Annotated in this window: 9 protein-coding genes; 5 read left to right on the plus strand and 4 right to left on the minus strand. The window is 65.9% G+C overall.

Annotated elements, in window-relative coordinates; genetic code table 11:
* Positions 1 to 2,184: a glucans biosynthesis glucosyltransferase MdoH gene (gene mdoH, locus ILT42_RS16795; protein ID WP_204216853.1), complete on the minus strand. Its 2,184-nt coding sequence runs from the start codon at positions 2,182 to 2,184 to the stop codon at positions 1 to 3.
* A complete protein-coding gene (locus ILT42_RS16800) occupies positions 2,160 to 3,722 on the minus strand; it encodes a glucan biosynthesis protein (protein WP_204216854.1) in 1,563 nt (520 codons plus the stop codon). The genes mdoH and ILT42_RS16800 overlap by 25 nt, the downstream gene beginning before the upstream one ends.
* A 213-nt stretch (positions 3,723 to 3,935) precedes the next feature.
* On the opposite strand from ILT42_RS16800, the gene glmU reads away from it, so the two are divergent.
* Entirely contained in the window at positions 3,936 to 5,309 is a 1,374-nt protein-coding gene (glmU, locus tag ILT42_RS16805; RefSeq protein ID WP_204216855.1) for a bifunctional UDP-N-acetylglucosamine diphosphorylase/glucosamine-1-phosphate N-acetyltransferase GlmU, read from the plus strand.
* Positions 5,310 to 5,410: 101 nt separating this feature from the next.
* Entirely contained in the window at positions 5,411 to 7,237 is a 1,827-nt protein-coding gene (gene glmS, locus ILT42_RS16810) for a glutamine--fructose-6-phosphate transaminase (isomerizing) (RefSeq protein WP_204216856.1), read from the plus strand.
* A 4-nt stretch (positions 7,238 to 7,241) separates the two neighbouring features.
* On the opposite strand, the gene recG is transcribed toward glmS, so the two are convergent.
* A complete protein-coding gene (gene recG / locus ILT42_RS16815) occupies positions 7,242 to 9,359 on the minus strand; it encodes an ATP-dependent DNA helicase RecG (RefSeq protein ID WP_204216857.1) in 2,118 nt (705 codons plus the stop codon).
* Between the two features lie 106 nt (positions 9,360 to 9,465).
* Between recG and ILT42_RS16820 the strand changes: the two genes are divergently transcribed.
* From ILT42_RS16820 to ILT42_RS16830, 3 genes are all read left to right on the plus strand, one after another.
* Positions 9,466 to 9,762 carry an FAD assembly factor SdhE gene (locus ILT42_RS16820; RefSeq protein ID WP_204216858.1) on the plus strand — a complete coding sequence of 99 codons (297 nt, stop codon included), beginning with the start codon at positions 9,466 to 9,468 and terminating at the stop codon, positions 9,760 to 9,762.
* 73 nt (positions 9,763 to 9,835) lie between these two features.
* Positions 9,836 to 13,357, plus strand: a complete 3,522-nt coding sequence (mfd, locus tag ILT42_RS16825; RefSeq protein ID WP_204216859.1) for a transcription-repair coupling factor — start codon at positions 9,836 to 9,838, stop codon at positions 13,355 to 13,357.
* Between the two features lie 3 nt (positions 13,358 to 13,360).
* The gene (locus ILT42_RS16830; protein WP_204216860.1) at positions 13,361 to 14,227 is read left to right on the plus strand and encodes a serine hydrolase domain-containing protein; all 867 of its coding nucleotides are present in this window, start codon (positions 13,361 to 13,363) and stop codon (positions 14,225 to 14,227) included.
* Here the strand turns inward: ILT42_RS16830 and ILT42_RS16835 are convergent.
* A complete protein-coding gene (locus ILT42_RS16835; protein WP_204216861.1) occupies positions 14,224 to 14,574 on the minus strand; it encodes a hypothetical protein in 351 nt (116 codons plus the stop codon). The genes ILT42_RS16830 and ILT42_RS16835 overlap by 4 nt on opposite strands.
* Between the last annotated feature and the right edge of the window lie 36 nt (positions 14,575 to 14,610).

Here is a 14,610-nt window from a genome sequence, read left to right on the forward strand (position 1 = left end):
CTATTCGGCCGCTTGCGGCTCACGCTTCCCGGAGGCCTTGAGGCGCATGGCCAGATCCAGGAGCGCGCGGTCGTGCAGCACGTACATGCGCTCCTTGGGTTTCAGCCATTCGAGAGCCTCCTGGATGGTCTCCGCATCGACCAGCTTGGCCTCCGCCAGCGCGCGCTCCGTCTCGATCTCGCCGCGGCGCCGGGACGGGGAGGGCGGGAGCATCTCCACGTGTTGCTGCCTGAGCTTGGGATCCGCGTAGAGCGCCGTCAGAGCCTCTTCGTCGTCGTAGCCGAATTTGGCATTCCGGGCCTGAAGCTCGTTCGCGCGGGTGGCGATGGCGGGCACTTGGCGCTCCTCCGGCGTCATGAGCAGCCCGAGCTTCTTGAGGGCGAGGCCCGCGCTGAGCTGGCCGCTGAGCCAGGAGAGGGGGATTGCCAGGAGCAGACCCACGATGGTGGGCGACATCCAGAGGAAGAGGGATGTGGCGATCAGGAAGGCCGAGATGCCAGCGAAGGCGCCGAGCGCCGTGTGCCAGCGGTGCCGACGCACGATATCCCGCATCGGGATCGACCCGTCGTCGCGCCTCTGGGGCTGCCAGCCGGTGTCTCGTCCAAGCAGGATCTGGAACACGGAGCCCGATTGGATCAACATGAGGATCGGGGCGAACAGGGCTGCCAGCGCGATCTCGATGATGGTCGAGATCGTCAGACGGATCGCGCCGCCAGAAGCCCGCCGGTTATCCCCTTGAATGAGCATGAGGATCAGGCCGAAGATCTTGGGCGCGAGCAAGATGCCCATCGTGATGGCGAAGAGGGTGAGCGCGCGCTCGGGATCGAAGCGCGGCCAGATCGGGAAAAGCCGGAAATCGCGGGCGAAATATTCAGGCCGGATATAGGTGGTTTGCAGGACCAGCGCGATACCGACGATCAGCTGGAACAGCCAGAACGGCGAGGCCAGATAGGACATGATGCCGGTCGCGAAATGCTGGCGCGTCGGCAGCTTGAACCCTTTCGCGGAAATCACCCTCATGTGCTGAAGGTTGCCCTGGCACCAACGCCGGTCTCGGGCCGCGAGATCGATCAGGGACGGCGGACTTTCCTCGTAGGAGCCACCCAGCTCCGGCAGCATGTACACGGTCCAGCCGGCGCGGCGCAGCAGGGCCGCCTCCACGAAGTCGTGGCTGAGGATGTGCCCGCCCAGCGGGGGCTTGCCCCTCAGGTCCGGTAGCCCCCCATGGGCCGCGAAGGCCTTGGTGCGGATGATGGCGTTGTGGCCCCAGTAATTCCCGTCCCGGCCCATCCAGGTCGAGAGTCCCGTCGCGATCACCGGCCCGGTCACGCGGGCGGCGAATTGCTGCAAGCGCGCGAAGAGGGTGTTGCGATTGATGATGAGTGGCAGGGATTGAATGATGCCCGCATCCGGATCGGCCTCCATGGCGGCCGCAAGCCTCACGATGCAGTCGCCTGTCATGAGGCTGTCCGCGTCGAGGACCAGCATGTGGTCGTAGTGGCCGCCCCAGCGTCCCACGAAATCGGCGATGTTGCCAGCCTTGCGGTGGTGGTTCTTGGCTCTGTGGCGGTAGTAGAGACGCGCGCCGGGACCGAGGCGCTCGCGCAGGGCCAGGAACGCCCGTTCCTCGGCGATCCAGGCATCCGGATTCGTCGTGTCGGACAGGATGAAGTAGTCGAAATGAGAGCCGAGACCTGTGGCGGCGACGGATTCGTGGATCGCTTCCAGGGCCGCGTAGGTGCGTTCGGTCTGCTCGTTGTAGACCGGCATCACGATGGCGGTTCGGCCCGCCAGCGACGTGGGCAGCGGCGGCAGCTTCGGACGCCTCAGGAGGACGAAGAAGCCCAGCAGCGCGCTGGTGAAGGCGAGGGCGATCCAGGAGAAATTGACCGTGAAGAGGCCGACCAGGACCCACTGGAGAATGGTGGTCCGGCTGATCGACACCACCTGATACATCTCATAGGTGCCGTAGGCCGTCAGCAACAGGGCTCCGCCGAACACGAACAAACGCGCGAGCCAGGGCTTGGCGTGGTTCACCACCTGCCGGCGCTCCTCCTCCGCCGACCAGCGGCGCAGGTGTTGCGTCGGCATGTTCAGGTGGTTCTCGGGAGGCATAGCGGGCTCAGGCCGCTCGAAGGGGGCGACGGTCGCGTCGGGACTCACGGTGTCCAACGATAAAGCCATGTCTCGCTAATCTGCTTCCCATTGGCCTCGAGGATGAGGCGCATCTCACATGCGTTTTCGTTACCTGGATCAAGCTCGAACGCGACGCGTACGGTCTTGCGCTCCGGATAGGACCATTGCTTCAGGTTCTGAAACGATCCCGGCCCGACGCTCAAGACGGCCTTGATGTCCCCAGAAGGCGTAGTGCCCAGTATATCGCCTGTAAAGTCGACGATAAAGCGGCGACGCCGACCGGAGGTACCCACACCGGTTCTCAGGGAACTCGCGATGGCCAGCGGGGGCCGTTCGGGCGGAGTCCAGCACCAGTACTGACGATACGCGAAGGCAAACTCGGACCCGGCCGCGATCGCAGCCTTGGGCCGCCAATAGGCCAGGATGTTGTCGTTGACCTCGGAATCCGTCGGTATTTCAAGCAGTTGGACGCTGCCCTGCCCCCAGTCGCCCAAGGGCTCGTTCCAGAGGCTCGGTCGCCGGTCGAAGCGTTGCTCGTCGTCTTGGAACGCCTCGTAGCTCCGCTCGCGCTGCAGCAGCCCGAAGCCCTTCGGGGCATTGTCCACGAAGGCGGAAATCTGGAGGGTCTCGGGGTTGTGGAGCGGACGCCAGAGCCACTCGCCCTTGCCGTTGAAGATTTGCAGTCCGGTCGATTCGAACACCCCCGGACGGATATCCTCCGTGCCCCGGTTGTCGTTGGGACCGAAAAAGTAGGTGGAGCCGATCCCGCCGAAACCCACATGCTCCAGATTGACGCGAGGGAAGAGCGAGGTTTCCACATCGATGATGGTCATGTCGCCCGGCCGCAAGGTCATGCGAACCGCACCCGTGGTGGACTCGCTGTCGATGAGAGCGTGCAACGTGATGCTGTTGCTTCCGGCGGCGGGCCGTTCAAGCCAGAAGGCACGGAAGAACGGGAACTCCTCGCCCCGCGCCTCGGCGGGCTTGAGGGTCAGGGCGCGCGCGATGGCGCCGAAATTCTGACCGCGTGCCAGAGCGCGGAAGAAGGTCGCGCCCTGGAAAATGGCAAAATCGTACGGCCGTCCTTCCGGGGAGGTGGCCAGCAGGCGGAAACCCGAATATCCGATGTCACCCGTATTGGCCGGCACGTTGAGGCCGCCGAAATCGTATCGCGCGGCGTCGTATCCGACCCGGCGCACCGCGCCGTCCTCGACGAGATAGATGTCGACCTGGTTGGTGAAGACGAACCCGCGATGCAGCGGCTCGAGCCCGATCCCCCGGCCTTCCCCGCCCCAGATCGTGAAGGGCTGCCGGGGCCGGATCGCGACGTATTGGCCATAGTTCAGATTCGCGAAGACGCCCGGCAGATCGCTCGGCAAGGGAGAAAAGCCCTGCTTCGACAATTGGCGGGCCAGCTCCGCCACGCCGGCGGCGTCGAACGGCCGGCCGTCGCCGAGCCGGGACTGGATGAAGGCCTGCGGGGTCTGGGCCTGGGCGAAGGCTGGGGACCCGGCTCCGAGAGCCAGGGCCGATACGCCAATTGAGGCCAGCACGTCGCGCCGGCTGGGGGACATGCGAGGGGACATGGGGGACTGAATGTCCGGCGGGACCGGCACGGGCACTACTCTTGCTGTCATTCGGGCGGAAGTCTGAAGACTAAAGCCTGTCTATATAATTAGAAGCCCTGTCCGCTAGGTAAATGCGCATTGCGACAACCTATCCCGAATAGATAGCTGTGCATTGCGGAATGGGACCGGTCTGGGCTAGGTCTTCGCAACGACCGTTGGAACACAACCTACATGACCGAACAGGCCATTTCGCGCGCTCCATCCCGCTCCTGCCTCGCCGTGGTTTTGGCGGCAGGCGAGGGGACGAGGATGAAGTCCGACATCCCGAAGGTCCTCCACAGGGTGGCCGGCCGCACCCTGGTAGGACATGCCCTCTCGAATGTGGCGAGAGCGGGCGCTGACCGGATCGCCGTCGTGGTGGGGCCCGACCGGGACGATGTCGCTGGCGAAGCGAGGTCGGTCTTCCCCGGCGTGGACATCTTCGTTCAGGCGGAGCGGCGGGGCACCGCCCATGCGGTTCTGAGCGCCCGCCCGGCCCTCGACGCCGGAGGGGACGACATCATCGTGGCCTTCGCGGACACTCCGCTGGTGAACCCCGAGACCTTCGTGAAACTTCGCGGTGCCCTCGATGGCGGCGCGGCGGTCGTGGTGCTGGCCTTCGAGGCGCAGGATCCCACCGGCTACGGCCGCCTGCTCATGGAAGGCGATGCGGTGACCGACATCCGCGAGCATCGCGACGCCACCGAGGACGAACGGCGGATCACCTTGTGCAACGGCGGCATCATGGCCCTGCGGGGCGACGTGGCGCTCCGGCTCCTGGAACGGGTCGGCAACGAGAACGCCAAGGGCGAGTACTACCTGACCGACGTGGTGGCGATTGCCCGCGGCATGCAGCTTGCGGCGACGGTGGTGATCGTGCCGGAGGACGAGGTGCACGGCGTCAACGACCGCGCCCAGCTCGCCCAGGCGGAGCAGATGATGCAGGCCCGCTTGCGCCACTCCGCCATGTTGGCCGGGACGACGCTCATCGCCCCCGAGACGATTTTCCTGAGCCACGACACGGCCTTCGGTCGGGACGTGGTGGTCGAGCCGCATGTGGTTTTCGGCCCCGCCGTCCGCGTCGGGGACGGGGTCGTCATCCATAGTTTCAGCCATCTGGAGGGCGCGACGGTCGCCGGCGGGGCCGCCATCGGCCCCTATGCCCGTCTCCGCCCCGGCGCGAATGTGGGCGAGAAGGCCAAGGTCGGCAATTTCGTCGAGATCAAGAACGCCGATCTCGGCCCCGGCGCGAAGGTGAATCACCTGACCTATATCGGGGACGCGACCGTGGGCGCGTCGGCGAATGTCGGCGCCGGGACGGTCACGTGCAATTACGACGGCTTCGGGAAGTACAGGACGGTGATCGGCGAGGGCGCCTTCATCGGCTCGAATTCGTCCCTCGTGGCTCCGGTCACCATTGGGAAGGGCGGATTCACCGGATCGGGCTCCGTGATCACCGAGGACGTGCCGGACGACGCGCTTGCCGTGGGACGGGCCCGCCAGGTGGTCAAGGAAGGCTGGGCCCGCACGTTCCGGGAGAAGGCGAGCGCCGCCAGGAAGAAGTGACGGGCGTCACAATCTGTCACGCGAGTTGATTTGAGACGCAACACTGTATTCGGTAAGCCGTGCAAGCTTGACCGAAATCGAAGCGTTTGGGGGCCTGACGCATGTGTGGAATTGTTGGAGTCGTGGGCGATACGCCGGTCGCGCCCCTCATCGTGGATGCGCTGAAACGGCTTGAATATCGCGGCTACGACTCCGCCGGGGTCGCTGCGCTCGAGGACGGCGCCATCGTGCGGCGCCGCGCCGAGGGCAAGCTGCGGAACCTCGAAACCAAGCTGTCCGCACAGCCGATCCTCGGCACGATCGGCATCGGCCACACCCGCTGGGCCACACACGGGAAACCCAACGAGACCAACGCCCACCCGCACGCGACTGACAAGGTCGCCGTCGTTCACAACGGCATCATCGAGAACTTCCGCGAGCTGAAGCAGGGCCTCGAGGCCAAGGGCGTCCGCTTCGAAACCGAGACCGACACGGAAGTGGTCGCCCAGCTCGTTTCCTACGAGATGCATCAGGGCCGCGGCCCGGTGGAGGCGGTGGCCGTCACCCTCCCGCGCCTTCGCGGCGCCTTCGCGCTGGGCTTCCTTTTCACGGGCGAGGACGATCTTCTCATCGGCGCCCGCCATGGCGCCCCGCTCGCGATCGGCTATGGGGATGGGGAGATGTTCCTAGGTTCGGACGCCCTGGCCCTGGCTCCGTTCACCGACGACATCACCTATCTCGAGGACGGGGATTGGGTGCTCCTTCGCCGCAAGGGCGCCGACATCCACGACGAATCTGGGCGGGTGGTCCAGCGCAAGCGCAACAAGATCCAAACCAGTTCCTTCATCGCCGACAAGGGCAATCACCGGCACTTCATGTCGAAGGAAATCCACGAGCAACCCGAGGTGGTCGGCCGAACCCTGGCCCATTACGTCGACTTCACGGCGGGCCGGGTCAGCCTCCCGTTCGAACTTCCCTTCGATTTCAAGGATCTGCGCCGGATCTCGATCTCGGCCTGCGGCACCGCCTATCTGGCTGGCCTGATCGCAAAGTACTGGTTCGAGCGTCTCGCCCGGGTCCCGGTGGAGATCGACGTGGCCTCCGAGTTTCGCTACCGCGAAGCTCCCATGGAGCCGGGCGGGCTCGCGCTCTTCGTCTCCCAGTCGGGAGAGACCGCCGACACGCTGGCGTCTCTGCGTTACGCGACCGGCGAGGGTCAGCACACCCTCTCGGTCGTGAACGTCCCGACCTCCACCATGGCACGCGAGAGCGCCGTGATGGCGCAGACCCTTGCCGGGGTCGAAGTCGGCGTCGCGTCCACCAAAGCCTTCACGTGCCAGCTTTCCGTCCTCCTGTGCCTCGCCATCGCGGCGGGCCGGGCCCGTGGAACCCTGACCGAGGAGGACGAGAAGGAACTCGTCGAGGCCCTGATCAACGTGCCCGGCCTCATCAACGAGGCGATCAAGCGCGAACCGCAGATCGAGATCCTCGCCCGCGAACTCGCAAAGGCCAGCGACGTCTTGTATCTCGGGCGCGGAACCTCCTATCCGCTGGCCATGGAAGGTGCGCTCAAACTCAAGGAAATTTCCTATATCCACGCCGAGGGCTACGCCGCGGGTGAGCTCAAGCACGGTCCCATCGCGCTGATCGACGAGACTCTGCCCGTCATCGTGATCGCGCCGCACGATGCCGTGTTCGAAAAGACGGTTTCGAACATGCAGGAGGTCGCGGCACGGGGTGGGCGCATCGTCCTGATCACGGACGAGAAGGGCGCTCTCGATGCGGGGCTCGACACCATGGAGACCATCGTGATGCCGGAGGCGCATCCGGTCGTCGCGCCCATCGTTCACGCGATCCCGGTCCAGCTCCTCGCCTATCACACGGCCGTCTTCATGGGCAAAGACGTGGACCAGCCGCGCAACCTGGCAAAATCCGTCACGGTCGAGTAGGGGCTCAGCCCGCCCGGAGCAGCTTGATCGCGGAATCCCGTTCGAACATGTAGAGCAGCGTGCGCAACGCTTCGCCACGCGTGCTCGTCAGCTCCGGGTCGCGGTCCACGATCAGCCGGGCGTCATCCCGGGCGGCCGCCAGGATATCGCCGTCCACCTCCAGCCGCGCGAGCTTGAAGCCGGGCAGGCCCGATTGGCGCGTTCCCAGAACCTCGCCCTCGCCCCGTAGGCGAAGGTCCTCCTCGGCAATGCGGAAGCCATCCTCGGTTTCCCGCATCATCTCCAGCCGGGCCTGAGCGGTCTGGCCGAGGGGACCCTTGAAAACGAGGAGGCAGGTGGAGGCCTCGGAACCGCGCCCGATCCGGCCTCTCAACTGGTGAAGCTGCGCCAGGCCGAATCGCTCCGCATGCTCGATCACCATGATGGTGGCGTTGGGCACGTCGACGCCCACCTCGATGACGGTGGTGGAGACGAGGATCTTCGTCTCGCCGCGCACGAAGCGCTCCATGGCGGCGTCCTTGTCCCGGCCCGCCATCTTGCCGTGGACGAGGCCGACCTGATCGCCATAGAGGCCGCGCAGATGATCGTAGCGCTCCTCGGCGGCGGCGAGGTCCACGGTCTCGGATTCGCCGACGAGCGGACACACCCAATAGACCTGGGCGCCATTGGCGACGGACCGGCCGATGGCCGCCGCCACCTCTCCGAGGCGTTCGATGGAGATGAGCTTGGTGGAAATGGGCTTCCGGCCCGCCGGCTTCTCGTTCAGGATCGAGACGTCCATGTCGCCGAAATAGGTGAGGGCCAGGGTCCGGGGGATCGGCGTCGCCGTCATGACGAGAATATCCACGGCCTCGCCCTTGGCCCCGAGCGCCAGGCGCTGATGAACGCCGAACCGGTGCTGCTCGTCCACCACCGCGAGCCCCAGGTCGTGGAAGGCGACGCCCTCCTGGAACAGCGCATGCGTGCCGACCGCGATCTGGATGCTGCCATCCGCGAGCCCGGCCAGGACGCGGCGGCGCTCGGCGCCTTTCTCGCGACCGGTCAGAAGCGCGATGGTCAGGCCGGCGCCCTCGGCAAGAGGAGTCAGCCGCTCATAATGCTGGCGGGCGAGGATCTCGGTGGGCGCCATCATGGCCGCCTGCCGCCCGGCCTCGATTGCGCTCACCATGGCGAGCAGGCCCACAACCGTCTTGCCCGCGCCCACATCCCCCTGGAGGAGACGCAGCATCCTCTTGTCCGCCACCATGTCGGACCGGATATCGTCCACGGCCTTGTCCTGTGAGGCCGTGAGCCCGAAGGGCAGGGCGGCCTTGAGCTTCGCCACCAGGTGTCCGTCGCCCGCATTGGCGCGGCCCGGCAGGCGGCGCATGCGGCTGCGGACCAACGCGAGGGCAAGCTGGGACGCCAGCAATTCGTCATAGGCCAGACGCTTGCGCGGCGGCGATTTGAGCAGCGCCTCCTCGGAGAGCGCGCTTGCCTTGTCGGGCCTGTGAAGCGCCTGCAGAGCGTCGTTGAAGGCCGGATAAGCGTTGCGTTCGAGCCAGGCCTTGTCCTGCCATTCGGACAGGGTCGGCACCCTCTCGAGAGCCGAGCCGATGAACTTGCCGACCATGCGCGACGTCAAGCCGTCGGTCAGGCCATAGACCGCTTCGACCGCCGGAAGGCTCGCGATCCCGCGCTCGTCCAGGATGCGGTCGGGGTGAACCATCTGGCGCATCCCGTCCCAAAGCTCGATCTTACCCGAAATGTAGCGCTGCTCGCCCACCGGAAGCAGCTTTTCCAGGCGCGCTTTGTGACCGTTGAAGAAGATCAGCGACACGTCGCCGGTCCCGTCCTCCACCAGGATCCGGTAAGGCGCCCGGCGGCCCGGCGGGGGCGGTCGATGGGCCGCGACGGTGACGGAGAGCGTCACCGGCTCTCCCACGGGCGCATCCGCGATCGAGCCTTTCAGATCCCGCGAGATCCCGCCGCTCGGCAGGTGGAATAGCAGGTCCGCCACGCGCGCGGGCCGCCCCGGCTCGCCCAGCAGGCGGTCGAGCAGCGGAGCGATCTTGGGCCCGACGCCAGGAAGGGTGGCGGCGGGCGCGAACAGGGGATCGAGGAGCGAGGGACGCAGGGGCATGGGGGAGCGGGGTGGCAACTGGCAGGAAGGCGTTTATATAGCGGCCTTGTCCCCAATTCGCTAATGCGCGAGGAGGCGGACCCACCATTCCGACCGGAGCAGCCCCATGAGCGGAACGACCCGCACCAGCGCCGACCTCGACGTCCGCCGCCGGCAGATCCTTTACCGTTCCTGGCACCGGGGCATGCGAGAGATGGATCTGATCATGGGCCGCTTCGCCGATGCCGAGATCGGCAACCTGACGGATGACGAACTGGCGGATTTCGAGCAGTTGATCGAGGTCACGGACCGCGATCTCCTCGGGTGGATCACCGGCGAGATCGAGACACCCTCGAACTACGATACGCCGCTCTTCCGTCGCCTGAAGAGCTTCCACTCCCATACCTCTCCGATCCACACCTGAGAAAAGCCTGGCCCGGCCTCCAACCCGCGCCGGGCCCGCGCGTTGTTCCTGACCGTTTGATTGATCCAAAGCCATGAAATCCGCCCTGAACCGAGCCCTCGACGTCCTGAAGAAGGGCCAAAGCCTCACGCTGTCCAGCGTGCCGGACGGGTTCGACGCCCTCGTGGTGGGCGACCTGGCGCGGGGCCTGTCGGGGATCGTCGAGGGGGCGGCCGTTCTGGTTCACGTGTCCCGCGACGGCCAGCGCCAGCAGAACTTCATCAACGGCCTGAACTTCGTCGCCCCCGAGATTGAGGTGCTGACCTTCCCGGCCTGGGATTGCCAGCCTTACGACCGGGTCTCGCCCAACGCCGCCATCACGGCCCAGCGCATGACGACCCTGGCGCGACTGGCCCGCTCCAAGACCTCCGAGGACAAGCCGCGCATTCTGTCGACCACGGTCAACGCCCTCGTGCAGCGGGTGCCACCCCGCGACAGGATCGCAGCCGAAACGTTCTCGGCGGCGCCCGGCAACGTGGTCGACACGACGCTTCTCATCAACTGGCTTGAAACCAACGGTTTCCTGCGCACCGGCACGGTCCGCGATCCGGGCGAATATGCCGTGCGCGGTGGCATCATCGACCTGTACCCGGCGGGTCTTCCGAACCCGGTCCGGCTCGACTTCTTCGGCGACGCCCTGGAGTCGATCCGCGCCTTCGACCCGGAGACCCAGCGGACGGTGGGTACGCTGCGGTCCCTGGATCTCGTGCCCATGAGCGAGGTGCAGCTCACCACCGAAAGCATCAAGCGCTTCCGTCAGGCCTACGTGGCCCAGTTCGGCGCGCCCACCCGCGACGATCGGCTCTACGAGACCATCAGCGAGGGGCGCCGGTATCCGGGCATGGAGCATTGGCTCCCCTTGTTTCACGACCACCTGGACACGCTCCTCGACTATGCGCCCGATGTGCCGGTGATCTTCGACGCGCTGGCGGACGATGCGGCGGGGGAGCGCCTGTCCCAGGTTCAGGACTATTACGACGCCAGGCGTTCGAATCTCGGCCAGAATCAGTCCGGCGTCGCTCCCTATCGGCCTCTTCCCCCGGACATGCTCTATTTCAAGCCGGACGAATGGGCCGCGCGCACGGAAAAGCTTTCCCTTGCGCGCCTCACGCCCTTTTCGATGCCCGAATCCGGCGGACGCGTCGTGGTGGATTGCGAGGCCCGCCAAGGGCGCAACTTCATCGCCGAGCGGGCGGAGGAGGGGTCCAACGTCTTCGAGGCCGCAATCGCCCATATTCGCGCCCTTCAGAAGGACGGGCGGCGCGTCATGCTCGGGGCGTGGTCCGAGGGCTCCCGCGAGCGGCTCTGCCACGTTCTCCACGACCATGACCTGCGCCAAACCAAGCCGGTTTCCCGCATGGCCGACGCCCTAGCACTGCCGAAGAACGAGGTGCCGGTCGCGATCTGGAGCCTGGAATCCGGTTTCGAGGCGGGCGATCTCGCGGTCATCAGCGAGCAGGACATCCTGGGCGACCGGCTCGTTCGCCAGAAGCGCCGCTCCAAGCGCCCGCAGGACTTCCTCACGGAGGTCGCGGCGCTGACGCCGGGCGACCTCGTGGTGCACGTGGACCACGGCATCGGCCGGTTCGAAGGCCTGAAGACCATCGAGGCGGCGGGTGCGCCCCATGACTGCCTGGAACTGCACTATGCGGGCGGCGACCGGCTGTTCCTTCCGGTAGAGAATATCGAGCTTCTGACCCGCTACGGCTCCGAGGAGACCGAGGTCCAGCTCGACAGGCTCGGCGGCGGAGCTTGGCAGGCCCGCAAGGCCAAGATGAAGCAGCGCATCCGCGAGATGGCGGGTGAGCTCATGAAGATCGCCGCCGCTCGTGTGCTCAAGGATGCGCCGCGCCTCGTGCCTCCGGAGGGCATCTACGACGAGTTCGCGGCTCGTTTCCCGTACGACGAGACCGAGGACCAGCAAAACGCCATCGACGCGGTGCTGGACGATCTCGGCACCGGCCGGCCGATGGACCGCCTCGTCTGCGGCGATGTCGGCTTCGGCAAGACCGAGGTGGCCCTGCGCGCCGCCTTCGTGACGGCCATGAGCGGCAGGCAGGTGGCCGTGGTGGTGCCCACGACCCTGCTGGCGCGCCAGCACTACCGCACCTTCGCCGAGCGCTTCCGCGGCCTGCCCCTGAACGTGGCCCAGGCCTCCCGCTTCGTGCCGTCGGGCGAGATGAAAAAGGTCAAGGAAGGTCTGACGGATGGGTCCGTGGATATCGTGGTCGGCACCCATGCGCTTCTCGCCAAGTCGATCCAGTTCAAGGATCTCGGCCTGATCATCATCGACGAGGAGCAGCATTTCGGCGTGGCCCACAAGGAGCGCCTGAAGAACCTGCGGGCCGAAGTCCACGTCCTGACCCTGTCGGCCACCCCGATCCCCCGCACCCTGCAGCTGGCGCTGACGGGCGTGCGTGAATTGTCGCTCATCACCACTCCTCCCGTGGACCGACTCGCGGTGCGCACCTTCGTGACGCCTTTCGACCCGCTGCTGATCCGGGAGGCGCTCCTGCGCGAGCGCTATCGCGGCGGCCAGGCCTTCTACGTGGTTCCACGTCTGGACGACCTCGCGGAGGTCAAGACCTTCCTGGACAAGGAAGTGCCGGAGGCCAAAGTGGCGGTCGCCCACGGCCAGATGGCGGCAGGCCAGCTCGAGGACGTGATGACGGCCTTCTACGAGGGCAAGTACGATATCCTGCTCTCCACCACCATCGTCGAATCCGGCCTCGATATCCCGACGGCTAACACTCTCATCGTGCACAGGGCCGACATGTTCGGCCTGTCCCAGCTCTACCAGCTCAGAGGCCGCGTCGGCCGCTCCAAGACCCGCGCCTATGCGCTCTTCACGGTCCCGGCCAACAAGCACCTGACGGTCCAGGCCGAGCGGCGCCTCAAGGTCCTGCAATCCCTCGACACCCTGGGCGCGGGCTTCCAGCTCGCTTCCCACGATCTGGACATCCGCGGCGCCGGCAACCTGCTCGGCGACGAGCAGTCCGGCCATATCAAGGAGGTGGGCTACGAGCTCTACCAGCAGATGCTGGAGGAGGCGGTGGCCCAACTCAAGGCAGGCATCGAGGAGCCGACCGAGGAGCAGTGGTCGCCCACCATCGCGGTCGGCGCGCCAGTCATGATTCCCGAGAGCTACATCTCAGACCTGCAACTGCGCCTTGGACTCTACCGCCGGCTCTCGACCCTGGAAACCGATGGCGAGATCGACGCCTTCGGGGCCGAGCTGATCGACCGGTTCGGGCCCTTACCCTCGGAAGTTCAGCAGCTTCTCAAGATCATGGCGATCAAGGTCCTGTGCCGTCGCGCCAACGTGGACAAGGTGGACGCAGGTCCCAAGGGCATCATCGTGTCGTTCCGCGAGAACTCATTCGCCAACCCGAATGGCCTGATCGCCTACGTGACCGAGCAGGCGTCCTTCGCCAAGGTTCGGCCCGACATGAAGATCGTGTTCATCCGGGACATTGAGGAGCCGGACGAGCGCATCAAGGCCACGACCACAATCCTGCGCAACCTCGCCCGCATCGCGGAGAAGAAGGCGGCCTGAGTCATGCGCGAAGCCTGGATCGTGCTGGAGCGCGGCGAAGTGGTTGCGGAGCGCGACGCCGATCTCGTCGTTCCGTGGTGGAGCTTCACGAAAACTGCCATCGCGGCTTTGGCGCTCGCCCTGGTCGAGGAAGGCCGCCTCTCCCTCGACAATCTGTTGCCGGGGCACTCTTTCACCCTGCGCCAGCTCCTTCAGCACCGATCCGGACTGCCGGATTACGGTGGCCTTGCGGCTTATCACGACGCGGTTCTGCGCGATGGCGACCCCTGGACGCCGGAGGAATTGCTGGACCGCATCGATGCCCGGCGGCTTCGTTACGAGCCGGGTTTGGGCTGGGCCTACTCGAATGTGGGTTACTGGCACATACGGCGCCTCATCGAGATGGCAACTGACGAAAATCTCGATTGTGCATTGCAACAAAAATTGCTGAAGCCGATGGGACTCGCAGGCGTCGGACTGGCCGAGAGGCGGGCCGATCTGAGGTCGGTCGAGATGGGTGAGGTTCGAGGCTATCACCCCGGCTGGGTCTATCACGGGCTGGTCTGCGGGCCCCTCCGGGCGGCTGCGCGCCTCATGGACGGGTTGATGAGGGGCGGCTTTCTCTCTTCGCCAAGTCTCCGCGCCATGCTGGACGCCCATCGGCTCGGCGGACCGATTCCAGGCCGCGATTGGGAAAGCTCGGGTTATGGGCTCGGTCTCATGATTGGGCGAACGAAGGGCGGGGTTGCGGTTCGTGGCCATACCGGCGGCGGTCCAGGCAGCACGGTTGCGGTCTACGACTCGTCGGAGACGGATCGTACGGCTGCGGTTTTCTCAACCAGTGTCGATGAAAATGCCTCGGAAAATAAGGCTTTGGCTCTTCTACGCTAGGCTTCGGCCGCAACGAGGGCGCGGGCGCTGAGCTTGTTCTGCAGCACGAGGTTGGCCGCATTGCCGTATGCGCGGCTGACAAGGATGACCGGAATGCGATTGCCGTCGAGGGTGGATTTCAGGCGCCGCGCCAGAGCGAGGAACCGGGTCCGCTCCTCGGAGGAACCGCGTCGCGGCATCTGCAGGACGACCGCGACGGGGCTCGGCATCAGGGCCAGGACGTCGTCCGTCGCCTCAAACGGCGTGGTGACGCTGGCGAAACCCATCTCCGCGAGTTCGGCCGATAGGGCGCTGTCCAAGGTACGATCACCATTGTCGACGACCAGAACCTTTTGCAGTCCGCTCATATCGGTGGTCCCCGGGTTTGCACCCTTCGCAGGTGC

Source organism: Microvirga pudoricolor (assembly GCF_016892705.1).
Classification (GTDB): Bacteria; Pseudomonadota; Alphaproteobacteria; order Rhizobiales; family Beijerinckiaceae; genus Microvirga; species Microvirga pudoricolor.